Origin of the sequence: Gordonia sp. (in: high G+C Gram-positive bacteria) (genome assembly GCF_052106715.1) — a bacterium.
Classification (GTDB): domain Bacteria; phylum Actinomycetota; class Actinomycetes; order Mycobacteriales; family Mycobacteriaceae; genus Gordonia.
This window is the reverse complement of the sequence record NZ_JBQEDL010000023.1, coordinates 12,554-35,436: the sequence shown is the minus strand read 5'-3', so window position 1 is coordinate 35,436 and position 22,883 is coordinate 12,554. Positions and strand designations below refer to the sequence as shown.

The window sequence follows — 22,883 nt, the reverse complement described above, 5'->3', positions numbered from 1 at the left end:
TCACCGTGCCTGCACCGACCGGTGGTGCCTTACCGTGTTGAGCGTGGCCAACGACTTCGCTCCCGCAAGCCGATCCGCCCCGGCAGGCCGTTTCGCACCCTCCCCGTCCGGCGACCTGCACATCGGAAACCTCCGGACCGCGGTGCTCGCATTCCTCTTCGCTCGATCGTCAAACCGTCGGTTTCTTATGCGGATTGAGGATCTCGACCGAGTGCGTCCCGGAGCGCAGGAGCGACAACTCGCCGACCTCGCGTCGATCGGGCTCACCTGGGACGGACCGCTGCTCCAGCAGAGCGACCGGTCCGACGCGTACTCGTCGGTGATCGGCGGCCTCGTCGCCGAGGGCGACACGTTCGAGTGCTTCTGCACGCGCCGCGAGATCTTGGACGCGCCGACGGCGCCGCACGCCCCACAGGGCGCATATCCGGGCACCTGCCGTGATCTGACCACCGAGGAACGCGACGAACGACGGCGAACCCGCCCCGCCGCGATCCGCCTCCGGTCGGAGGTCACTACTTTCACGGTCACCGACATCCTGCACAGTGAGTTCACCGGCGACGTCGACGATTTCGTTCTGCAACGCAACGACGGCACACCCGCCTACAACCTCGCGGTGGTCGTCGACGACGCAGCCTCCGGCGTGGACCAAGTGGTGCGCGGCGAGGACCTCCTGACCTCGGCGCCACGTCAGGCGTACCTCGCGACACGGCTCGGCTACTCACCGCCCGAGTACGCCCACGTCCCGATGGTCCTCAACGCCGACCACAAGCGTCTCGCCAAACGCGACGGCGCGGTGACCGTCGCCGACCTCGCCGAGCGCGGCGTCGACGCGCCGTCGATCCTGTCGATGATCGCAGTCTCCCTCGGCTTGGCCGAGGCAGGCGAGAAGGTCACGATGGACGACCTCGGCGAGCGATTCTCCCCCTCGGCGCTCCCCCGTGACCCCTGGATCTTCGAGGCCGGGTAATCCTCAGCTATTACGACCGCGAGCGGCCACCGGCCAGGTATCGACGACGAGGCCGCCTCTGGCGACGGCGACGGCGTCGACGAGGTTCAGGACGGTGCACACATGGTTGGGTACCACGCGGATACGCGAGCCGCGCACGGGAAGCGGTGCACCGTCCGGGAATTCGACGGTGGCGTGGTGCTCTGAGAGGGCCGTGATCCGCGCCTGCGGGTAGTCGAGGAGCCGCCCGAAACCCGAGACGTACCCGGGCCGATCCGCGCCGAGGATCTTGCTTCCCGAGTCGAGCACGATCCGGCGGCCGCCGGGGTCGTCGGACCGGCTGATCACGGTTGCGAGAACGGTCAACGCGATGTCGACAGGCTCGGTGCGCCCCAACTCCCATTGCTGCGCATCCCCGAACACGTACACGCCCGGCCGCGCCTCGGTGAGGACATCGCCGTCGGAGACCAGGGCACTCGGGGTGGACCCGCCGCTACGGATCCGCACCGGCACACCCGACTCGGCGAGCAGCCGCGTAGCCCGCCGCAACGCCTTCGCTTCGTCCCTGGCCGCCGGCTCGGCTTGATCGACGCCGTAACTGTGCCCGGGGAACGTGAACACTCCAGCGACCCGCAGTCCGGCGGCCACGGCAGCCTCCGCGACCTGCGCGGCTCCGTCCGGGTGCACTCCGCTGCGGCGATGACCGCTGTCGACCTCGATCAGGACCTCGAACCGCGGTGCCGCGTCGCCGAGTCGGGCGCCCGCGTTGCGCGCGCCGTCGACCGAGTCGACGCCGAACGCGACACGAGCGTGCTCAGCCACCTCGATCAACCGAGCCGCGCTCGACCGCGTGAGCCACAACGGGTATGCGATGAACAGATCGTCGACGACCTCGGCGAAGACCTCGGCCTCACCGATGGTCGCGACCGACAACCCACTCGCTCCCGCCGCCTTCTGTTTGCGTGCGATCTCGACGATCTTATGTGTCTTCACGTGCGGGCGCAGCGCGATCCCCTTCTTGCGCAACGCATCGGCCATCGTTGAGATGTTGCGGTCGAGCGTGTCGGCGTCGACTATCACCATCGGTGTACTGACCATGTCACCCATTGGACTGCTCCCGTGCTCGCTTGGTCCCCGCGTAGTAGCGGCCGAGGAACTCGTCCCGATACTCGTAGTAGTCGCCGTCCTCGATGGCCTTGCGCGCGCGATCGACGAGAGTGATCGTGAACGACAGGTTGTGCAGGGTGGCGAGCGTCGACGCCAAGCCCTCCTTCGCCTTGAACAGGTGGTGAAGGTAGGCGCGCGTGTACTGGGTCGAGTAATTGTCGAGTTCGGCGTCGAGCGGGCCGAAGTCGTCCCGATACCTGCGGTTGGTCACGTTGTAGCGGCCGTCGAACGAGTAGATGGCCCCGTTGCGGGCGACACGGGTCGGCGACACGCAGTCGAAGGTGTCGGCGCCGTTCTCGATCGCAGTGAAGACGTCGTCGGGTTCGCTGATCCCCAACAGGTGACGGGGAGCGTCGTCGGGGAGCTCGTCAGTGACCCATCCGACGATGGTTCCGAGGTTGTCCTTCTCCAGTGCACCCCCGATCCCGTACCCGCCGAACCCCTTGCCGCCGTTCTCACGGTCGATGCGGCTCAGTTCGACCAGGTCGCGCGTCGCCTTGCGCCGTAGGTCCTCGTACTGCGCACCCTGGACGACGCCCCACAGCGCCTGCTGCGGCCGATGCGACCGCTCGGTGGACAGGCGGTTGTGCTCGAGGAGACACCGGATCGCCCACTGTCGGGTGCGTTCGAGCGACGTCTCCTGGTATCCGCGGGTGTTCATCAGCGTCGTCAGCTCGTCGAACGCGAAAATGATGTCCGCACCCAATTGGTGCTGGATCTGCATCGACGCCTCGGGGGTGAACCTGTGCATCGAACCGTCGAGATGCGATTTGAACGTGACCCCGTCGTCGTCGACGGCAGCCAGCCGCTCCTTACCTTCGGCGACCCGCGAATCATCTTGCGGTCCGGTCGATTCCATCGAGATGACCTTCTTGAACCCCACGCCAAGCGACATCACCTGGAATCCACCGCTGTCCGTATAGGTCGGACCGGGCCAATTCATGAAGGCGCCGAGCCCGCCCGCCTGATCGAGGATGTCCGGCCCCGGCTGTAGGTACAGGTGGTAGGCGTTGGCGAGGACCGCTTGGGCACCGAGCGCCGCAACCGACTCCGGCACCACCGTCTTCACGGTGGCTTTGGTGCCGACCGGAACGAAGGCGGGCGTGTGGATCTCGCCGTGCGGGGTGGTGATGGTACCGGTACGGCCCGCCGTCCCGTCGAGGGTGGCGCGCCGGATAAACTCGCTGCTGCTCACAACGCAATAGTGCCCCACTCGCGGCGCACCGGATGGCGCGACCCGCGGTTCACTTACCACTCAGAGCCCCGTCGTCTGCATTACCGTGGAGATCATGACCCGCACGATGAAGCTCACTGCCACCGCAGTCCTCGGCCTGTCACTCGCCCTGTCCGCTGCCGCATGCGGCGACGAACAGGAGGCGCCGAGCGCCGAATCGTCGACCACCTCCGTGGCGGCCCCGCCCAGCGATCGCAGCGTACCGGTCGTCCCCGGCCCGAAACCGAAGTCGTCGACGGCGACTTCCACCAGCGCGGAGCGCGAGAGCACTCCGGACGACGCGGAGAGCTGCGGCGCCGCGAAGGGCCCCGACGGCGCGCTGCAGATCAGGCTCGTCGAGGGCGACATCACCTGCGATACCGCGAAGGGGATCGCCAAGGAGTACAGCCCGCTCATCGCGACCGGGCAGCCCCAGGACGTCAAGGGCTGGCAGTGCGGTCCGTCCACGACGGTCGGTGAGCTCGCCCGCTGCACCAAAGACTCGCAGGCGTTCGCGCTGGTCCCGTAGGGCCGAGCGCCCTCGCTCAGCCGAGCGCCTGCGCGACCCGCTCGAGTTCGGCCACCCGGCTGCCCTTGACCAGGACCGCGTCACCGGCGGCCAGCTCGCCGAGAGCAGCGACCGCTCCGTCGACCCCGGACACGTGTGCGACGGAGTCGCCGTATGCGGGCTCGGCGACGGCGATCACGGTGATTCCCAGGTCAGCGGCCTGCTCGGCGACGGCGCGATGGGCTGCCGGGCCGTCCGCACCGAGCTCGGCCATGGTGCCGACGACGGCGAAGCGACGCCGCGCGTCGAGCCTGGCCAGCGATGAGAGTCCGGCGGCCATCGACGTGGGGTTGGCGTTGTAGGCATCGTTGATGACGACGACTCCCGACTCGGTAGTCGTCATCTCCATTCGCAGCCCCGACAGCGCGGCGTCGCTCAAGCCTGCGGCCAGAGACTCGATCGGAACGCCGAGTCCACAGCCTGCGGCGGCCGCCGCGAGCGCGTTCGACACTTGATGCTCGCCGCGCGCCTGCAGCACGATCGGCGTCGACCCCCACGGGCTGTGCAGCGTGAACGATGCGCGCAGCTGATCGTCCAGGACGATGTCGGTGGCCCGGACGTCGGCGTCGTCGGCCACACCGTACGTCAGCACGCGTGCCTGCGTCCGGTCCCGCATACCGCGGACGATGCGGTGATCGGCGTTGAGAACGGCGATACCGTCAGACGGCAGAGCGTCGACAAGTTCGCCCTTGGCCTGTGCGATGTCGTCGAGCGTCCCGAACATCTCCAGGTGCACGGCCTCGACGCGGGTGATCACTCCGACAGTCGGCGACGCGATATCGCACAGCAGCGCAATGTGTCCGACGCCGCGCGCGCCCATCTCCAAGACGACGGCTTCGGTGTCGTCGTCGGCCGCGAGCAGTGTGAGTGGCAGGCCGAGTTCGTTGTTGAAGCTCTTCTCGCTCGCTGCGGTCGAATAGGTCGTCGCGAGAACTCCCGCCAGAAGGTCCTTCGTCGACGTCTTGCCGACCGATCCGGTGACGCCGACGACACGAGGCGGTAGGCCCGCGCGTACTGCTCGCCCGAGATCGGCGAGCGCCAAGGAGGTATCGGCCACCCGGACCGCTGTGGCCGAGACGGCCGGGTCGGGGGCACGATCGGTCAGGTAGACCGGCGCGCCCGCGTCGACCGCGCCCGCGATGAAGTCGTGCCCGTCGCGGTCCGCGACGATCGGGACGAACAGCTGACCACCGGCGATGGAGCGCGAGTCGATGCTCGCCGAGGAGACCTCGACGTCCGGCCCGTGGAGTGTCCCGCCCGTGGCGGCTGCGATCTGACTGGCGAGAAGGTGCACGGGAAGAAACGGTACAGGCGAGCACGTATCCTGGCAGCCATGAGTACCCCCCTCCTGCGGCTGGTCGTCCTCTATGGCGGAGTCTCCGCCGAACACGATGTGTCTTGTGTCAGCGCGGCGCACGTGCTGGCCGCCGCAGATCACGACAAGTACACGTTGATTCCCGTCGGCGTCGACAAGAATGGTGTCTGGCACCGCAACGACTCTGTGACTGCGGCGCTGGCGGCTGGCGAGGCGCTGCCCGACCGCCTCACCGTCGAAGGCCCCGAAGTGGATCCGCTGCAGGTGGTGCGCTCAGAAGGTGAGCTGACCGTCGTCCTCCCGCTGCTGCACGGCCCGCACGGCGAGGACGGAACCGTCCAGGGCATGCTCGAGCTGTTCAAGGTCCCCTACGTCGGCTGCGGTGTCCTCGGGTCGGCGCTGTGCATGGACAAGGCGATGGCCAAGGAAGTCACGGCCCGCGCAGGAATCCCGCAGTGCGCCTGGCTCACCTTCCGCGACGGCGTCGACGACGCGCGTGCCATCGTCGACCGCGCCATCGACGAACTCGGGCTCCCGATTTTCGTGAAGCCCGCGAACATGGGTTCGTCCGTTGGCGTCTCGCGGGTGAGTTCGGCCGACGAACTCGACACGGCGATAAACTTGGCGTTGCGGTACGACGACGTCGTCGTCCTCGAGGAGGCCGTCACCGCCCGCGAGATCGAGGTGGGCGTCCTCGGCAACACCGCACCCGACACCACCCTTCCGGGCGAGGTCAAGGTGGGCAGCGACTTCTACGACTACGAGGACAAGTACGTCACCGGGGCCGCCGAACTCATGATCCCGGCGCCACTCGACGGCGACGCGATCGCTCGCGTCCGTGATCTCGCCGCCGACGCGTTCACCGCATTGCGCTGTGCGGGCATGGCGCGCGTCGACTTCTTCTACGAGGAGGGCGGCCGCGGCTGGCTCCTCAACGAGGTCAACACCATCCCGGGGTTCACGCCCAGTTCGATGTACCCGAAGATGTGGGAGAACTCGGGCATCGCCTACCCCGACCTCATCGACCGTCTCGTGACGTTGGCACTCGAGGTGTACCGGCGACGCAGTTCGTTCTCGACCGAGCACTGACGGGTCGCACCCGTCCGAATCCCGCGGGGCCGAATCCCTGCGCACGGACACCGATCCTGCGAGAGTGGAGCGGTGCCTTATCTTCTCGCCGTCGACTCATCCATCACCGGCCCGGACTCGGTGTCTCGCCCGCTCATCGCTGAGTTCGCCGACACCTGGCGTGCTGCAGGTACCGATCGGAGCGTCGTCTCCCGGGATCTTGCCGCGAATCCGGTGCCGCATCTGACGACCGCCGGGCTGCACTACGCCGAAGCGATGCGCCGCCCGCACGAGAATGTCGATCCGGCCGCAGCCCAACGGCAGCGCCAACTGATCGACGAGGTCGCGGGTGCGGCGGCCGTCGTCATCGGGGCTCCGATGTACAACTGGTCGATTCCGTCGACGCTCAAAGCATGGCTCGACCATCTGCACGTGTTGGGCGCGACGACGTCGAGCGACGAGGCGCCCGGCCGACTGCACGGCACCCCCGTCGTCGTGGTGTCGCCGCGAGGACTGGCGTACGACAACGCCGATCCGGAACGGGCAGGCGACTACACGGTGCCGGCGATCGAGAAGATCCTGGCCGAATCGATGGGAATGGACGTGATGAGCGTGGCCGTCGACTTCACCCTCGCCGACCGACTACCGCCGCTCGCCGAGCATTCGGCGACGGCGTCCGCGTCGAAGGCCGAGGCACGCGAACGTCTGCGCAAGATCGCCCGGACCCTCTGACCTATGGAAAAGGCCCCCGACCTGGCATCCAGATCAGGGGCCTTCGGCGGTGGCGGGGGGATTTGAACCCCCGGTGCAGGGTCACTACACACGACATTTCGAGTGTCGCACCTTCGGCCGCTCGGACACGCCACCGCGAAGAACTATACGGTAGTCGTCAGTGAGTGTGAAATCAGCTGGTCAGCAGCAGTTTCCGGCGAGTTCTACTACTTACCGCCCGACGATCCATTGCCCGACAACTTGTCGGCGATCTCACCGAACTTCACCTTTGCAGTGTTCATCGCGCCCTGTACGTTCTCGTTCTTGGAGACCTCGTCGAGCTTCTCTCGCGCGGTCGACACCGCACCCTGGACCTGCTCGCTGTTGGCGACCTCGTCGAACTTCTCCTTGGCGGAATCGACTGCGCCCTTGACCTGCTCGCTCTCTGCGAACTCGTTGACCTTGCCGATCACCTGGCCGGCTAGCTTGGTGACCTTATCCATCGGATCCGACATGACTTCCCCTTCGATCGTCGTCCTTCAAGTGTGCCGCAGATTCAGCGGCGGCGGGTAGCGAAGAAGTCGGTGACCAGCACCGCGCATTGGTCGGCGAGGACTCCGCCGAGAACCTCGGGCCGATGGACCAGCCGCTGGTCGCGCAGTACGTCCCACAGCGATCCGACGGCGCCGGTCTTGGGCTCCCACGCTCCGAACACGACACGCGAGACGCGGGCCAGTCCGATCGCTCCGGCGCACATCGTGCACGGTTCGACTGTCACGGCCACCGTGCAGCCCTCCAGACGCCATCGGTCGCCGTACCGTCTCGAGGCCTCCCGCAGCGCGAGGACCTCGGCATGCGCGGTCGGGTCCCCGTCTGCCTCACGACGATTCGCTGCCCGCGCAAGCTCGGATCCGTCGGGACCGTAGACCACCGCCCCGATCGGCACGTCGTCGTCTCCAGCGGATCGGGCGGCGTCCAGAGCGGCCCGCATCATCGTCTCGGCGTCGCGGTGCACCGCTCCCCGATCGGCGATCATCGCCGCGTCAGTGACCGATCTTGTCGAGCACCGCGGACAGTTCGTCCGCGAACCCGAGACGCGCGGCGATCATGCCGATCTGCTCGTCGGCGTACAGATCGGTATCGCCGACGATCACGCTCATCACCGCGTCCGGGAGCCCCAGGTCGGCGAGGATGGCGAGGTCGCCCTCCTCCCACGGGTCGATATCGTCGATCTCGTCCGGATCCAGATCGGGCACTTCGACGTTCAACGCGTCGAGCACGTCGACTGCGATGTCGTAGTCGATGGCGGCAGTCGCATCGGAGACCAGCAGTCGCGCACCGGACGGGGATGGCCGCACCACCACGAAGAACTCGTCGTCGACGTCGAGAAGACCGAATACGGCGCCGGCCGCACGCAGTTCACGCAGCTGCAGCTCGGCGTCGTCAAGGCTGTCGAGCGCGGACGGCTTCAGCGGCGAAAGCCGCCAGATGCCCTCGTCACGGACGACTGCCACCGCGAAACCGTCGACATCGGGGTAATCGCTCTGAGCGACGGGCTTCGCCATGTCCGCCACGGTAGTCTGTTTCGCCAGCTCTCCCAAGTCCGAATCCTCGGCTCGGCAACTCGTTTGCGCCGCGAACAGCCCGATCACAACAGAACCGAACCCGCACGGCACGGGCAGTGCGGCGTTGACGCCCGTCTCTCTCCCCCTCGTCCCGGCGATGTGCCACGGTAGACTCATGCCTGCTGCGTCGTCTCGCTCCGTCTGCGTCCTCGGTCTCGGCCTCATCGGCGGATCGCTGCTTCGGCGACTCGCGGGAACCCGGGCGACGTTCGGTTACAACAGGTCGACCGCCACTGTCGACGCGGCCGCCGCCGACGGGTACGACGTCTCGAGCGATCTGATGCAAACCCTCGCACGCGCGCGCGAAGAGGACGCGGTCATCGTCCTGGCGACGCCTGCCACGGCACTCGGCGTGATGATCGACGCCGTCGCCGAGCATGCCCCGGCATGTCTGGTCACCGACGTGGTCAGCGTGAAAGAAGAGGTCGCCCGGATCGTCGCGGCCCGCCACCCGGACGCCCGTTACGTCGGCGGTCACCCGATGGCCGGCACCGCCCACTCCGGCTGGGATGCAACGGATCCGGACTTGTTCACAGACGCGATGTGGATGGTGACCACCCACGACGACACCGATGCCGACGACTGGCTGACCGTCGCCAGAATCGCCCGCGAGGCGGGCTCGTACGTGGTTCCCGCCGCGAACGACGCGCACGACCGCGCAGCAGCTGCCATCTCCCACAACCCGCACCTGACAGCGGCCGTCACGGCTGCGGTCGGCGCCGGCGAGAGCAGGTTGCCGCTGCGGCTGGCCGCCGGAAGCTTCCGCGACGGCACTCGAGTAGCGGGCACCGCACCGGACCTGCAGCGCGCCATGCTCGAAGCGAACTCGGTCGCCCTGCTCAACACGCTCAGCGAGACGATCGACCGTCTCGTCTCAGCACGCGACCGGCTCCGCGATCACGGCGACGTCGCCGCGATCGTCGAGGCCGGGCATCGGGCCCGGATGGCCTACGAAGAAGTCGCGTCAGGCGAGGTCGAGCCGATCGTCGGAGTCACGGTCGGGCACCCCGGATGGGCGCAAGAGCTGCGCAGGCAGGCTCACCAGGCACGCGTCTGGGTCGGCTGACGGTCCTCAGATGCGGGTCGCGACACCCGGATAGTCGAGGACCAGGCCGTCCTCGTCGAGATCCAGTTCGACGGTCCCGGACTCCGTGGTGATCGTGGCCTTCCCGTTGCCGATCGTGTACGACGCGGTGGCGGGCTCGACCTCGAACGTCGGCAGCCGCAGACTCACCAGCGGAACGTCGGTCAAGGCCCCCTTACCGAAGAACGTGTGGCGGAAGATCGGTAGAGCCGACAGGAACGGCGACATCGCGACGTCCACGCCTTCGGCTCCGCCGAAGTCGCTCTGCACGGTGCTGTACGGGGTCTGCGCCATCCATCGGCCGTCCCTGTCACGACTCAGGTCAAGCGGAGCGTCGCCGCCGGACTTGAGCAGGCGGAACGAGAGCCTGCGGGTGACGCCGATGTCGTTGGCGACCAGTTCGTACGACGACGAGTACGCCTCGAGGTCCGGCGTCTGCGCCGAAATGATCCGCCCGTAGGCGCGTAGGCGGCCGCCAACCGTGTTGAGTCGCACCTGCTCGAAGCGTCCACCGTCGACGGATCGCCACGTGTACATGGTCTTGGCTCCGGTGTCGGTTGTCCCGTCGGAAGAAGTCACACGTCTACGTTAGGGCATCGAGGCCGACCCCATCGGGGAGCACGCCTGGAAGATCAGCCGGCCGCCCGACAAGCGAGGACACCCGCCGATCCCTCGGGCGCCTCGTCGTGCGCGACGACCTGGCCCTCGACGGTGATCGTGCACGAGGCCGGAGCACCCGGCGCGACCACGACGCGGATCTGGAGGAGACCGGTGGACGCACGCACCGTCTGACGCCACTGCCGGGCCTGCATGTGCACGAGTTGGACGCCGTTCTCGTCGATGTACAGGACGGCGGAGCCCGGGGCCGCCTCGACTGCGAGGTCGGCTTCGAGTCCGGCGGGCGCGGGTTGCTTCGTCTCGCCCGGCACTTCGTCGGTCGGCTCGATCGACTTGGGCAGGTAGGGGTCGGTGGTGTTCTGCGAGACCGGTGTGTCATCCCGGACGGTCGCGGTGTCGGAGTCGTTTCCGCCGGACATCAGCTTCAGCCCACCCGCGACGAGCAGGACCAGGACGACGACCATGGTCACGCCGAGTGCCGTGCGTTGACGCGAGCCACCGGGTCCGGGAGGCGGTGGTGTCGCCGCGTACTGATACTGCTCGGGCTCGACCGGCTGAGTCTGCGCCGCGGGGTCGGGCTCGGGGCGATACGTGTAGCGCGGCGCGCCGTCCGGCCCGTAACCCAACGCCGGATACTGCTGACCGACAGCCAGCGGCGGCCGGTAGCCCGGCTGCTGCGCGTGTCCTGACCGTCCCGAATCCATCACTGTCAGAGTACGCGGAGCCCGGACATGCGAACGCCCCCGGTGAGTTCATCTCACGGGGGGCGTTCGCAGGTCTCGTCTCTGCTCGTGCGAGCAGGGAGTCGACTACTTGACGAGGTTCTCGTTCGTCAGCTTCTTCACGCCTGCGTCGGCCTTCTCGGCGAGCGAGGCGGGCGGGGTGAAGTTGTCGCCGTACTTGGCTGCGAGGTCCTTGGCGCGGGCGACGAAGCCTGCGACACCGCCTTCGTAACCGTTGATGTACTGGATGACGCCACCGGTCCACGCCGGGAACCCGATGCCGAAGATCGAACCGATGTTCGCGTCCTCGACGGAGGTCAGAACACCCTCGTCGAAGCACTTAACGGTCTCGAGGGACTCAGCGAAGAGCATGCGCTCTTTCATGTCCTCGAGCGGGATCTCCGTCGAACCCGACTTGAAATTCTCGCGGACGCCCGGCCAGATGAGACCGCGTTTGCCTTCTTCGTCATAGTCGTAGAAGCCCTTGCCGTCCTTCTTGGACGTGCGGCCCAACTCGACCATCTTGTCGACCACGGCGTACGAGCCGTGATCCGGGTAGTCGATGCCCGCGGCCTCGGCAGCGGTCTGGGTCTCCTTGCGGATCTTCTGCATCAGGGTCAGCGTCAGCTCGTCGGACAGCTGCAGTGGCGGCGCCGGGTATCCCGCCTGGCCGCCCGCCTGCTCGATGAAGGCCGGTTCGACGCCTTCACCGACGGCTGCCAGCGCCTCGTTGATGAAGGTGCCGATCACGCGGCTGGTGAAGAAGCCGCGGCTGTCGTTGACGACGATCGGCGTCTTGCGGATCTGCAGCGTGTAATCGATGACCTTGGCGAGTACCTCGTCCTTGGTCTTCTCACCGCAGATGATCTCGACCAGCGGCATCTTGTCGACCGGCGAGAAGAAGTGGATGCCGATGAAGTCCTCGGAACGCTTGACGCCCTCGGCGAGGCTCGTGATCGGCAGCGTCGAGGTGTTCGAGCCGAGAACGGCGTCCGAATCGACGATGTCCTCGATCTCCTGGAACACCTTGTGCTTGACCTCGACCGACTCGAACGCGGCCTCGATCACGAAGTCGACACCCTTGAAGTCGGCGGCATCGACGGTCGGGGTGATGCGGGCGAGCAGAGCGTCGCTCTTCTCCTGCGTGGTCTTGCCGCGCTTGAGTGCCTTCGCCTCGAGGTTCTCCGAGTATCCCTTACCGCGCTTGGCAGCGTCGATGTCGATGTCTTTGAGGACGACCTCGATACCGGCCTTCGCCGATACGTACGCGATCGCAGCACCCATCATGCCTGCGCCGATGACGCCGACCTTCTTGGCGGTGTACTTGTCGAAACCTTCGGGGCGCGAGCCGCCGCCGTTGATGTGCTGCAGGTCGAAGAAGAACGCCTTGATCATGTTCTGCGCGACCTGACCGGTCACCAGCGACACGAAGTATCGGGTCTCGACCATGTCGGCGGTCTCGATGTCGACGTAGGCGCCCTCGATGGCTGCGGCCATGATGGCGCGCGGTGCCGGCATGTTCGCGCCCTTGATCTGCTTGCGCAGCAGAGCCGGGAACGCGGGCAGGTTGGCTGCCATCGCGGGGTTGGTCGGTGCGCCGCCCGGGATCTTGTAGCCCTTGACGTCGAACGGCTGCTGAGCTTCCGGGTTCGCCTTGATCCACGCCTTGGCTGCGGGAACGAGCTCGTCGATGGAGCCGACGACCGCGTCGACCAGGCCGATCTCCTTGGCCTTGGTCGGGTTCAGGCGCGGACCCTGCAGCAGGACGCCCATGAGGGCCTGCTGGATACCCAGGAGCCGGACGGTACGGACCACGCCGCCGCCGCCCGGGAGCAGACCGAGGGTGACCTCGGGCAGACCGACCACAGCGCCCTTGACGTCGGCGACCACACGGTAGTGGCAGTGGAGGGCGATCTCGAGGCCGCCACCGAGCGCCGCGCCGTTGACAGCTGCGACGACCGGCTTGCCGAGAGTCTCAAGGCGGCGCAGGACCGCCTTCAACTCGTTGGTGCTCGCGTTGATCGACGCCGCCAGGTCTTCCTTGGTCTGGTCGGCGGGCGGATTGGTCATGTCTTTGAGGTCGCCGCCTGCGAAGAAGGTCTTCTTCGCGGAGGTCAGCACGACACCGGCGATGTCGTCCTTCTCAGCCTCGAGGCGATCGACGGTCGCAGCCATCGACTCCCGGTAGAGGTTGTTCATGGTGTTGGCGCCCTGGTTGGGGTCGTCCATGGTGAGGGTGACGACGCCGTCGGCGTCCTTCTCCCACGCGATCATGTTGTCAGTCATGGTGAAGTGTTTTTCCTTCTCGTTCCGGGGCGATCAGAGACGCTCGATGATGGTCGCGACGCCCATGCCGCCGCCGATGCACAGGGTGACCAGGCCGTAGCGGCCGCCGACGCGCTCGAGCTCGTCGAGGGTGCTGCCCATGATCATCGCGCCGGTGGCGCCGAGGGGGTGGCCCAGTGCGATCGCGCCACCGTTGATGTTGACCTTCTCGTGGGGGACGTTGAGGTCCTTCATCCACTTCATGACGACCGACGCGAACGCCTCGTTGAGTTCGAAGACATCGATGTCGTCGACCGTCAGGCCTGCCCGCTTGAGTGCGAGCTCGGTGGCCGGGGTGGGGCCGGTGAGCATGATGGACGGCTCCGAGCCGACCTCGCCGTAGGAGACGACGCGGGCGCGCGGGGTCAGACCGTTGCGCTTGCCTGCCTCTTCGCTGCCGACCAGGACCAGGCCCGAACCGTCGACGATGCCGGAGCTGTTGCCACCGGTGTGGACGTGGTTGACCTTCTCCACGTTCGGGTACTTCTGGCGGATGACGTCGTCGAAGCCCGCCATGTCGGCCAAGCCCTGGAATGCGGGCTTGAGCTTGCCGAGGCTCTCCGCGGTGGTGCCGGGGCGACGGTGCTCGTCGTTGTCGAGCAGGACGACACCGTTGATGTCCTTGACGGGGAGGATCGACTTCGCGAAGCGACCCTCGTCCCACGCCTGTGCGGCGCGACGCTGCGACTCGGCAGCGTAGGCGTCGACGTCTTCACGCGAGAAGCCCTCGATCGTGGCGATCGTGTCGGCCCCGATGCCCTGCGGGTTGATGTAGTGGTCGTACGCGGTGGCCGGGTCGGTGAAAAGTGCACCGCCGTCGCTGCCCATCGGGACGCGCGACATCGACTCGACGCCGCCGGCGAGAACCAGGTCGTCGTATTCGGACTTAACCTTCGCGGCAGCCAGGTTCACAGCTTCCAGGCCCGACGAGCAGAAGCGGTTGATCTGCGTGCCCGGGACGGTCTCACCGAGACCGGAGGTGATGGCGGCGGTGCGTGCGATGACCGCACCCTGCTCGCCGACCGGCGACACGACGCCGAGGATGAGGTCGTTGATCTGCTTCGGGTCGAGGTCGCCGTGACGAGCGAGGAGCCCGTCGATCAGGCCAGAGACGAGATCGATCGGCTTGACGCTGTGCAGCGAACCTCCACGCTGCTTGCCACGGGGCGTACGCACAGCCTCGTAGATGAATGCATCGGACACAGGTGTTCCTTTCACACGAACCGATTGTGGTTACGGAACCCAGGCTAACGCCTCATAACTTATTTGGCTATACCGGGTGGTCATCATGGCTCGACAATTCACCACAATGAGCTAAGGTCGGTTCACAATGACGGCCTCGAAACGGTCCGGCACCCCCCGCCCGGCCAACCGGAAACGGCAGCTGATCGATCACAGCGCTCAGCTGTTCCTTCAGCATGGGTACCCCCAAGTGTCCATGGCCGACATCGCTCGCGCAGCCGGAGTCACCGCACCTTCGCTGTACCGTCATTTCGCGGACAAGCAGTCGTTGCTCTACGCCGCCGTCCTCGCCGGTGTCGACGATCTGCAGGACTGCACCGACGCCTCGTTGACGGTTGCCGACGGAGACCCCCACACGTTTCTCGCCGCGATGTGCGGGTCGATGGCGCGCCGTCAGAATGCGTCGACTCTGTGGCGGTGGACGGGCACTTACCTGACTCCGGAGCAGAACCGCGAGGTGGTGCACGGCACTCGCCGCGTGCTGAGTCAGTGGGCCGAGTTGTTGTTCGTCGACCGCAATCTGGCCGACTGGGAGCAGCGGCAACTGGTGTGGACGTTACTGAGCGTCGTCGGCAGCCTGTCGGTTCACCGCGCGAGGCTCTCCTCGGCACGGTCGGTCCCCGAGCTCACCGCGGCGAGCGAGCGCCTCGTCGCTTTGACTCCCTCGTCGGCACCACCGCTCCGCGTGCCGCCGCATGTGGGTCTCCCCGACGACGACCGGCGGACCGAGATCCTCGACGCCGCGGCACGACTGTTCGCCGACCGCGGCTACGGTCCGGTCACCGTGGTCGAGATCGGCGCAGCCGTCGGTATCACCGGCCCCAGCGTGTACAAGCACTTTCCGTCCAAGGCCGCACTCCTCATCGAGATCGGCCGCCGCAGCGGAGCCCGTCTCGAAGTGGGTGTCGTGACGGCGTACGCCGCCGGGAAAGACGACGCCGACATCCTGACACTGATGGTCGATTCGTACGTCTCCACAATCACCTCGATTCCTGATCTGTCGGTCTCGTTCAACAATGCATCTGCTCTGGCCGGAGACCCCGGCGCTCGTGAACTCGTCGACGTACAACGCCGTTATGTGTCGCGGTGGACCGCGCTGGTGTCCTCACTCCACGGTGTGAGTGAAGCCCAAGCCGCCGTTGCCGTGCATGCCGCATTGTCGATCGTTAACGACGCGGTCCGGGTGCGCCGCGGGGTCGAACGCTCCGAGTTCGGATCCCAGATGGCATACCTCATGCGGGGCGTGCTGGGGCTGTGAGCGGTGTACCTCTGAAATCAGCCCGCTCATTACTTCGTTTGGACATATAGTCCACACCGGGTCGATGAGCGGACAGACTTCAGCAACAGCCGGCGGCGACCAACGTTCCGCGCGCCGCCGTAAAACCCGCCAAGAACGAGCCGACTCGCTAGCGTGAAGCCCATGACCGTGCCTAGCTCCGACGCCCGCTACTCACGCGACGAACTCGTCGCAGCCCTCGGCATCGATCCGAAATACGGCGAGAAGATCTGGACGGCTTTCGGTTTCGCTCGTCAGCACTCGGACGCGAAGCTGTTTTCCGAGGCCGATGTCGAAGCGTTCCGGCTGTTTGCTCGTGGCGCGGCCGGGGTCGACGAAGCGGCGCAGGTCGCGACCGCGCGAACCATCGGACAGTCGCTGGCCCGGCTCGCCGACTGGCAAGCCGACCAACTCATCGAGTTCGACGAGGACCCGGAGGTGAGTTGGTCCGTCGACGATATGGCGAAGGCGCTCAGCCGGATTCAGCGGCTTGTGTGGCGACTCCACCTGGGGATTGCGCTAGAGGGCAGCCGAGCACAGGACTCCGACAGCACCGGTTGGGACACCACGATCGGGTTCGTCGACATCGTCGGCTACACGAACCTCTCACGCCGCATCGATCACCACGAACTGAACGATCTGATCACGGCCTTCGAGGACCAGGTCTCCGCGGTGGTGACGACCTACGACGGCCACGTGATCAAGACGTTGGGCGACGGCATCCTGTTCGCCAACCCCGACACGACGCAGTCGGCTTTGACGGCCCTCGACATCGCCGACCTCAGCGAGCAGCCACCGATCCCCCGCCTGCGCATCGGCCTCGCTCACGGCGAAGTACTCCCGCGGCTGGGCGACGTCTTCGGCGAACCGGTCAACATTGCAGCCCGACTCTGCGGCTCCTCACGCCCGGGCAGGATCCTGATCGACGACAACCTGTCCGACGCGCTCGAAGACGACGCTCGCTTCCGCCTCCGTTCAATCGCGCCGCTGAGCGTACGCGGCTACCGCCGGCTTCGCGCGAGTGCGCTGACACGACCGAAGGCGTAGCGGCTGCCCACGAAGCGAGCGGTATCTGTCGTCTCAAGCACCGACCGCCACTGGTTGTCGCGGCAGCTCCTCCACGCCGTGCGCTCCGCATTCGTTTCGCCAGCCCCTATACAGTCTCGCCGAGCAGACGCCGTTTAGATAGCCAAGCTGTCCTGTCGCATGACGCCAATGGCAAGGCGACCTGACTCGCGGACGCGGACCTGCGAATCTGGGTTGGTACCGCACAATGAGCTGCGAGACCACGCGAACAATTCCGTCTCCGCCACCGAGCGGTCTCTGATTCGCCTGGCGAGTCGGATCGTATATGCGGTCATAGAGTTAATTCCTGGCCCGCTGCACGTCATCACCTCCTGCTCGGGGAGCAGTCTGGTGTCGGCGACGGCCACGCGCACAACCTCACTATTTTACCGGAGTCTTGAGGAACGCACTGTAAGGTTCTTTACCCTCGACGACGATCTTCCCGTCGGCGATATGTCCTGGAAAGGCCCATAGGTTAGCCTGACGCGGCGCGGTTAGCACCGGGCCGTCGGTAATCGTGAAGTCGAGGGGATGCAGGACATCGGTCTGAAAGTCAGTCAATCCGGTCGTGTGTTCACGAAACGTGTCGGCGTTGACGACGTCAAGCTTGCGCGCTTGCTGAGCGAAGGTCCAGACCGCGAGCCAATCGGTGGTCACCGATCCGTCGTGCGGAGTCTTGATCTGTCCCTGCGGGTCGTATTTCGCGAGCTGCTCCTCGTACTGCTTCCACGTGGGGAATTGTTCGGCGTCTTCCCCTTTCTCCAGCGCCACGGAGTTCGGGATTCCTGATCGCGAGACCAGATCGATGGTCGCGTCCTCCATCACGTTGTTGCTGAGTACCAACGGAATACGTAGATTCTGATCGATCGCGGCACGGATGAGCGAGGTCAACTTTTCGGGCGTGTAGATCATGCCACCCCAGACATCGGGTTTCTGCGCTTTGATCTGTGCGATGATTGGCGCGAAGTCTGTTGTTTCCGGCGGCACCTCCACGATGGCGACATCGTCGACACCCGCGTTGCGGTAACCCAGCTTCGCGTTCTCTATGTACGGAGTATTACCGGCGAAGGCTACGTAGACGGCTTTGCGCGGCTTGAATCGGGTACCGCCGAGGTAGGTGCCCTGTCCCGCGCCCGCACAGTTGAGCGCAGCGATCATGGACAGTTCATTGGTGACGTCGGCCGCGGCGCAACCCATCGGGAACCAGTTCACGACACCAGCCTTCTTGCCGATCTCGCCGAGGCCATCGTTGCTGTTCCCACCGATGAACGCAACGACCTTGTCCTCGTTCACGAGCTTGCGTGCACCGGCGACGACATTGGCCGGCTGGCCCTTGGTGTCGTACACAATGACGTTGAGCCTTTTGCCGTTGATACCGCCCTGATCGTTCACGGCCTTCTCTGCGACTTTGGCTGCTAGCGCCGGATCCTGGAAGGCCGATGGTGACGACGACAGCGGCGCGACGAAGCCGACATTGATCGTGTCGGAAGTGTCTTCTGACACGCACGCCGTTAGCAGGCCCGCGGCGACAACGAGAGTCGACACTGCGGCGGCAGGGAGTTTGAATCGGAACATGGTGGACAACTACTACTTTCTCGAATCAGAGTGCTTCAGGGATGCAGATAGGTGTTTTCGACAGCGCTGGTCTGCGCGGTGAGTTCGTCGGTGCTCAGGTCGAGCACGGTCCGACCCTCGGACATCACGAGCGTGCGGTCGGCGATCGCCAGCGCCGTCTCGATGTGTTGCTCGACGACCACCACGGCCAGCCGACGACGGCTTGCCTCCTCACGCACTACCCGGGCGATCAACGCGCGGACCGCGGGGCTCAGGCCGAACGTCAGTTCGTCGAGGAGAACCACCCGGACGTCACGGAGCAGGGCGCGGCCGACCGCCGCCAGTTGCTGCTGGCCGCCGCTAAGGCTGCCCGCCAGCACGTCCCGGCGGGATCGCAGCTGCGGGAACAGGCCGAAGAAGTCGTCAGAGTCGATCTTGGCAAGAGCCAGATTCTCGGCGAGTGTGAGACTCCCGAACAGCGATCGGCCCTTCACTACCAGCGACACGTGTTGCCGGCACCGCCGATACGGCGCGCCCGAAAGCTGCATACCGTCAATCTCGACTGTGCCCCGGCCGGGTCTCACGAACCCGGAGATGCCCAGCAGTGCGCTCGATTTTCCGGCTCCGTTGCGACCGATCACACAGACGACCTCACCGGGCTGCACACGCAGATCGAAGTCCCAGAGCCCCGCACCATTCCCATAGTCCACGGTCAGACCCAACACGGTCAGCCCATCGGCTCGGACCGATGTCGCCGCACCAACCGCGGCGGTCATACCTGGACTCCCGCGGTCTCGAGTTCGACGTCATCCGGTCGCTCGCCGAAGTAGATGGCGCGGACCTCACCGCTGTCGAGCACCTCGGATGTCGGACCGGACGCGACCACCTTTCCGTCCTCGAGAATGTAGACGAGGTCGCAGACGGCACTGATGACGTCCAGATTGTGTTCGACGAGAAGAATCGGCAGACCGTCGCGGTCGCGAAGCGTCGTGATCGTGTCGACAACCGCGTGCCGGGCATCAAGGCTCAGCGCTGCCGTCGGCTCATCGAGCAGCAAGACCGCCGGTCTCTGCGCCGCAGCGCGGGCCAGGTTGACCCGAGCGTGCCAGCCGAGGGACAACTGCTCGACGCGACTCGTCCGGTACCTCGCCAATCCGTGTGTCTGGATGACGCGTTCGACCGTCTGCAACGCGGCGGCTGACGGCCGACCGAAGCGGAACAGGTCGCGCGCAAGGATCTTTCGCACACCGACCTCCGCTGCGCACAACAGGTTCTCTTCGACGCTCAGATCCTCAAACAAGAGGTAGTCCTGAAAGGTGCGGGTGATCCCTTCCCGCGCTCGTCGAGCCGCACCGAAGCGGTCGACCGCACGGCCGTCGACCGAGATCCTGCCGGCGACCGTCTTCTGGTACCCGGTGATCGCATCGATCGTGGTGCTTTTGCCCGCCCCGTTCGCCCCGAGCAGTCCGACAACTGTTTGCGGCGGGACGGTCAGCGAGACATCGGAGAGTATGCGGTGCCCGCCGATCTCGACCGACAGGTCCCGGACTTCAAGCTGTGACATCGACTTTCCTGTCCTCTCGGCCCGACTCGCCGCCGGTGACTGTCGGATCGCGGTCGTCGACTCGAACTCGGTTACGCCGCAGTCGGTCCCGGATACGGAGATACTGACCGACCACCCCGTCCGGTTCGGTGGTGAGTATCCAGATCATGTTGGCTGCGAAGAACAACGACAGCCAGTCGTTTACCTCTGGTGTGAATGACAGCAGATTCGACAGCAGCCCACCCGGCGCGAACGCTCCCGCCAGGACTGCGCCGGTCAAATGACCTGCTCCGGCGAGAATGACGAACGCGATGAGGGCCAGGGATTCGGAGTAGCCGAACCCCTCCAGCCGGATGTCGCCCTTGGAGATGAACCCCCGCTGGATGGCGAACAGCACTCCGGCGAGCCCCCACAGCGTCGAGGAGACGCCTAGACCGATCAGCTTTGATCGAGCCGAGACGATTCCCAGCGCGGCCGGGAGCCGCTCGTCCTGGCGCACCGACAACAGGTAGCGGCCTGTGGCCGACGATCGGAGATTAGCGACAAGGACCAGCGCGATCAGCAGCACGATCCAAGTGACGACCGCGAAAGCATGTGGGTCGGTGATGTTGCTGATCTCGATGCCGAACAGAGACGTGTCACCGATCGTCCAGCCGGTCCGCCCGTTGAAGAACCAGTCGACGGAAAAGACGACCGTCTGCAGAATCGAGGCCACCGCCAGCGAACCGATCGTGACCTCGTACACCTTGGCGTTGACGAACAAGACGCTCAGTGCCAGGGCGACGACGATAGCCGTAGCTAGCGCAGCGAGGGCTGAGAGATACAGCGACGCACCGGTATGACTGACCGCCCCGAAGACGATCATCGTCACCCCGGCGACGCCGAGTGAAAGTGCGTTGACCTGGCCGGTGTATCCGGTGGAGACGACGATCCCGAGTGCGACGAGGCCGAAGATTGCAGTGAGGCTCAATGCGTCGACCACTGTTCCGGCGGCAGTGAAGATCGCCACCAAGACCACGACAGCCCCGGCCACCACCCACGGCCAGCGGATACGTCCGCGGCCGACATGGAACACCGCTTTGACCTCCCGGGTTCCCCTCGCCATGTCGGTCCGGGCGATCAGCAGCAGTACGACCAGAGTGACCACGAACGGGATGGCCCGCGCGACTTGTGCGTTGACGAGGCCGGTCACCAGACCCTCGAGGATCCCCGCACCTACCCCGACCAAGAGGGCGGCCAGGAAGCTCGTGAAACGTGCGGCGAGTGCCGCTCCCAGAGCGGGTACCAGAAGGGTCGTCAGCGATGCCGGAGACAGCTGGGTGATCGGCAACACCAGGATGGCGCTAGTTGCGGCAAGTACTCCGGCCAGCCCCCAGGCGACCGACCCCCACAGCCGGGGGTTAAGGCCGATCGACTGGGCACCGAGGTCGGTGTCCCGCAGTGCAGTGGTGATATGCCCGAACGAGGTTCGTGTGAAGAGCAGGTGCAGAGCGACCGTAGCGAGGATCGCGACCGCCACGAGCAGAAGGCTGATCGACTGAACTCGGACCCCGGCGACCTCGAGTCCGCCGCCGACGAGGAACGGTTCGACGGTCTCCTGGTGGTTGGTCCAGACGATCCGGACGATCGCCTCCAGGACGAGCATCAACCCGATAGTGATAAGGATCTTCGTGATGGCCGGTGCGTGTGCCAGGCGCCGGCCGATCAGTGCGAAGAAGGCGATCGCGATTGCCGCGCTCACCGCCAGACCGAGCACAATCGCCAAGCCGAGCGGAATCCCGGCGTCCTGGTAGCACTTCCAGAATACGTAGGCGCCGAACATGCCGAGCGCACCCTGGGCGAAGTTGATGACTCCGGTTCCCCGGTGGGCGGCGACCAGCCCGAGTGCCACCAGAGCGTAGGCGCCGCCCGTCGAGAGACCGAGGGAGGCGTAGGTCAGCAAGTTCATTCTCGGCCCCGCAGGTCGATGCCGCTGAGCCATGTCCGATAAGGCGAGGTACCGTTCAGGTCGTGGTCGCCGATGCTGACGAGGCGGTTCGGCGTGGGATTGTGACTCGCCAGGGTCCGGGCATTGCGCCAGTGGCGATCCCACCCATGGGCCCGACCGAGCGCCGATGCGCCGCCGACGTCGAAGACTCGGGTCGCTGCGGTTAGGACCGTGTCGACGACACTGACCTGACCACGGTAGACCTCGATCTCGGCCGCGTCATACTGTTCGTCAGTGACGGTACCCGCGATTATCGCCGCATCGAGATCAGCGAGGACGGCGGCGATCTGACGGATGATCGTGTCCGCGACGTAGCGGGCCGAACTGATCTCCCCGACCACGGACTGGACAACGGGGTCTTCGCGAGGCAACGCCCCACTCCCCTGACTGAAGTATCGCTTACGGTCGCGCACATAGTCGACGACATCGTTATGCAGGGCGCGGGCGATGCCGACCAGCGCGGCGATGTGCCAGAACTGAGCCAGCGACGTGCCATAACTGCCCGGCACGACCTCGGCGGGTAGCGTCGGGGATTCGGTGATGTCGACGTCGCGGAAACGGGTGGTACCGCTAGCGGTCAGTCGTTGACCGAACCCATCCCAATCGTCGATGAGCTCGAGACCGTCGGCCGCAGACGGCACGACGACCGTCTCGATACCCTCCTGGCCCTCACCCGTGGTGATGATCCAGTCGGCGTACAGCGACCCAGTGCTGTAGTACTTTTCGCCGTTGACTACACGGCGCCCGTGACTGTCGATCTCGACGCTCGTGGAGAAGTGGGTTTGGTTAGACGCCGTCCTTTCTGTGTATGCACCACCGAACAACTCACCGCTTCCGATGCGTCGCAACCATTC

At 65.9% G+C, this 22,883-nt stretch carries 22 protein-coding genes and 1 tRNA gene; 7 read left to right on the top strand and 16 right to left on the bottom strand.

Translation table 11 applies throughout. From position 1 onward, the window contains the following. The first annotated feature begins 43 nt into the window (after positions 1 to 43). Entirely contained in the window at positions 44 to 967 is a 924-nt protein-coding gene (gluQRS, locus tag ACTIMF_RS12720; RefSeq protein WP_442350661.1) for a tRNA glutamyl-Q(34) synthetase GluQRS, read from the top strand. A gap of 3 nt (positions 968 to 970) precedes the next feature. Here gluQRS and ACTIMF_RS12715 read toward each other — a convergent pair whose 3' ends face one another. Continuing rightward, positions 971 to 2,053: an alanine racemase gene (locus ACTIMF_RS12715; RefSeq protein ID WP_442350660.1), complete on the bottom strand. Its 1,083-nt coding sequence runs from the start codon at positions 2,051 to 2,053 to the stop codon at positions 971 to 973. Continuing rightward, on the bottom strand, positions 2,046 to 3,308 hold the full coding sequence (tgt, locus tag ACTIMF_RS12710) for a tRNA guanosine(34) transglycosylase Tgt (protein ID WP_442350659.1): 1,263 nt from the start codon (positions 3,306 to 3,308) through the stop codon (positions 2,046 to 2,048). Before tgt ends, ACTIMF_RS12715 begins: the two co-directional genes overlap by 8 nt. A gap of 94 nt (positions 3,309 to 3,402) precedes the next feature. Here tgt and ACTIMF_RS12705 point away from each other — a divergent pair, with 94 nt between their 5' ends. After that, a complete protein-coding gene (locus ACTIMF_RS12705; RefSeq protein WP_442350658.1) occupies positions 3,403 to 3,855 on the top strand; it encodes a hypothetical protein in 453 nt (150 codons plus the stop codon). 16 nt (positions 3,856 to 3,871) lie between these two features. Here the strand turns inward: ACTIMF_RS12705 and ACTIMF_RS12700 are convergent, their stop codons facing one another. Next, positions 3,872 to 5,188, bottom strand: coding sequence for a UDP-N-acetylmuramoyl-tripeptide--D-alanyl-D-alanine ligase (locus tag ACTIMF_RS12700; RefSeq protein WP_442350657.1), 1,317 nt, complete (start codon positions 5,186 to 5,188; stop codon positions 3,872 to 3,874). Between the two features lie 39 nt (positions 5,189 to 5,227). Here ACTIMF_RS12700 and ACTIMF_RS12695 point away from each other — a divergent pair, with 39 nt between their 5' ends. Both ACTIMF_RS12695 and ACTIMF_RS12690 read left to right on the top strand, forming a co-directional pair. Beyond that, on the top strand, positions 5,228 to 6,298 hold the full coding sequence (locus tag ACTIMF_RS12695) for a D-alanine--D-alanine ligase family protein (protein WP_442350656.1): 1,071 nt from the start codon (positions 5,228 to 5,230) through the stop codon (positions 6,296 to 6,298). A 72-nt stretch (positions 6,299 to 6,370) separates the two neighbouring features. Then, positions 6,371 to 7,009: an FMN-dependent NADH-azoreductase gene (locus ACTIMF_RS12690; RefSeq protein WP_442350655.1), complete on the top strand. Its 639-nt coding sequence runs from the start codon at positions 6,371 to 6,373 to the stop codon at positions 7,007 to 7,009. A 47-nt stretch (positions 7,010 to 7,056) separates the two neighbouring features. Here ACTIMF_RS12690 and ACTIMF_RS12685 read toward each other — a convergent pair. From ACTIMF_RS12685 to ACTIMF_RS12670, 4 genes are all read right to left on the bottom strand, one after another. After that, positions 7,057 to 7,144, bottom strand: a tRNA-Ser gene (locus tag ACTIMF_RS12685). 71 nt (positions 7,145 to 7,215) lie between these two features. Continuing rightward, a complete protein-coding gene (locus ACTIMF_RS12680; protein WP_442350654.1) occupies positions 7,216 to 7,503 on the bottom strand; it encodes a hypothetical protein in 288 nt (95 codons plus the stop codon). 41 nt (positions 7,504 to 7,544) lie between these two features. Further along, positions 7,545 to 8,024: a nucleoside deaminase gene (locus ACTIMF_RS12675; RefSeq protein WP_442350653.1), complete on the bottom strand. Its 480-nt coding sequence runs from the start codon at positions 8,022 to 8,024 to the stop codon at positions 7,545 to 7,547. A gap of 7 nt (positions 8,025 to 8,031) precedes the next feature. Further along, entirely contained in the window at positions 8,032 to 8,553 is a 522-nt protein-coding gene (locus tag ACTIMF_RS12670) for a tRNA adenosine deaminase-associated protein (protein WP_442350652.1), read from the bottom strand. A 175-nt stretch (positions 8,554 to 8,728) separates the two neighbouring features. On the opposite strand from ACTIMF_RS12670, the gene ACTIMF_RS12665 reads away from it, so the two are divergent. Further along, complete coding sequence (locus ACTIMF_RS12665) at positions 8,729 to 9,679, top strand: prephenate dehydrogenase (protein ID WP_442350651.1); 951 nt, start codon at positions 8,729 to 8,731, stop codon at positions 9,677 to 9,679. A gap of 6 nt (positions 9,680 to 9,685) precedes the next feature. Here ACTIMF_RS12665 and ACTIMF_RS12660 read toward each other — a convergent pair whose 3' ends face one another. From ACTIMF_RS12660 to ACTIMF_RS12645, 4 genes are all read right to left on the bottom strand, one after another. Further along, positions 9,686 to 10,276 (bottom strand): putative glycolipid-binding domain-containing protein, encoded by a 591-nt coding sequence (locus tag ACTIMF_RS12660; RefSeq protein ID WP_442350650.1) that lies wholly within the window; start codon positions 10,274 to 10,276, stop codon positions 9,686 to 9,688. Between the two features lie 53 nt (positions 10,277 to 10,329). Beyond that, positions 10,330 to 11,019 (bottom strand): hypothetical protein, encoded by a 690-nt coding sequence (locus ACTIMF_RS12655; RefSeq protein ID WP_442350649.1) that lies wholly within the window; start codon positions 11,017 to 11,019, stop codon positions 10,330 to 10,332. A 105-nt stretch (positions 11,020 to 11,124) separates the two neighbouring features. After that, a complete protein-coding gene (locus tag ACTIMF_RS12650; RefSeq protein WP_442350648.1) occupies positions 11,125 to 13,323 on the bottom strand; it encodes a 3-hydroxyacyl-CoA dehydrogenase NAD-binding domain-containing protein in 2,199 nt (732 codons plus the stop codon). Positions 13,324 to 13,356: 33 nt separating this feature from the next. Next, positions 13,357 to 14,565 (bottom strand): acetyl-CoA C-acetyltransferase, encoded by a 1,209-nt coding sequence (locus ACTIMF_RS12645; protein WP_442350647.1) that lies wholly within the window; start codon positions 14,563 to 14,565, stop codon positions 13,357 to 13,359. A 127-nt stretch (positions 14,566 to 14,692) separates the two neighbouring features. On the opposite strand from ACTIMF_RS12645, the gene ACTIMF_RS12640 reads away from it, so the two are divergent. Together ACTIMF_RS12640 and ACTIMF_RS12635 are read left to right on the top strand one after the other, a co-directional pair. Then, positions 14,693 to 15,862 (top strand): TetR/AcrR family transcriptional regulator, encoded by a 1,170-nt coding sequence (locus tag ACTIMF_RS12640; RefSeq protein WP_442350646.1) that lies wholly within the window; start codon positions 14,693 to 14,695, stop codon positions 15,860 to 15,862. Positions 15,863 to 16,024: 162 nt separating this feature from the next. Then, positions 16,025 to 16,927: an adenylate/guanylate cyclase domain-containing protein gene (locus tag ACTIMF_RS12635; RefSeq protein WP_442350645.1), complete on the top strand. Its 903-nt coding sequence runs from the start codon at positions 16,025 to 16,027 to the stop codon at positions 16,925 to 16,927. Between the two features lie 399 nt (positions 16,928 to 17,326). Here the strand turns inward: ACTIMF_RS12635 and ACTIMF_RS12630 are convergent, their stop codons facing one another. The 5 genes from ACTIMF_RS12630 to ACTIMF_RS12610 all read right to left on the bottom strand — a co-directional run bounded on the left by ACTIMF_RS12630 (position 17,327) and on the right by ACTIMF_RS12610 (position 22,877). Continuing rightward, positions 17,327 to 18,448 carry an ABC transporter substrate-binding protein gene (locus ACTIMF_RS12630; protein WP_442350644.1) on the bottom strand — a complete coding sequence of 374 codons (1,122 nt, stop codon included), beginning with the start codon at positions 18,446 to 18,448 and terminating at the stop codon, positions 17,327 to 17,329. 107 nt (positions 18,449 to 18,555) lie between these two features. After that, positions 18,556 to 19,275: an ABC transporter ATP-binding protein gene (locus ACTIMF_RS12625; protein ID WP_442350643.1), complete on the bottom strand. Its 720-nt coding sequence runs from the start codon at positions 19,273 to 19,275 to the stop codon at positions 18,556 to 18,558. Then, entirely contained in the window at positions 19,272 to 20,063 is a 792-nt protein-coding gene (locus ACTIMF_RS12620; RefSeq protein ID WP_442350642.1) for an ABC transporter ATP-binding protein, read from the bottom strand. The genes ACTIMF_RS12625 and ACTIMF_RS12620 overlap by 4 nt, the downstream gene beginning before the upstream one ends. Beyond that, the gene (locus tag ACTIMF_RS12615) at positions 20,050 to 21,990 is read right to left on the bottom strand and encodes an ABC transporter permease (RefSeq protein WP_442350641.1); all 1,941 of its coding nucleotides are present in this window, start codon (positions 21,988 to 21,990) and stop codon (positions 20,050 to 20,052) included. The genes ACTIMF_RS12620 and ACTIMF_RS12615 overlap by 14 nt, the downstream gene beginning before the upstream one ends. Beyond that, positions 21,987 to 22,877 (bottom strand): acyl-CoA dehydrogenase family protein, encoded by an 891-nt coding sequence (locus tag ACTIMF_RS12610; protein ID WP_442350687.1) that lies wholly within the window; start codon positions 22,875 to 22,877, stop codon positions 21,987 to 21,989. The genes ACTIMF_RS12615 and ACTIMF_RS12610 overlap by 4 nt, the downstream gene beginning before the upstream one ends. Between the last annotated feature and the right edge of the window lie 6 nt (positions 22,878 to 22,883).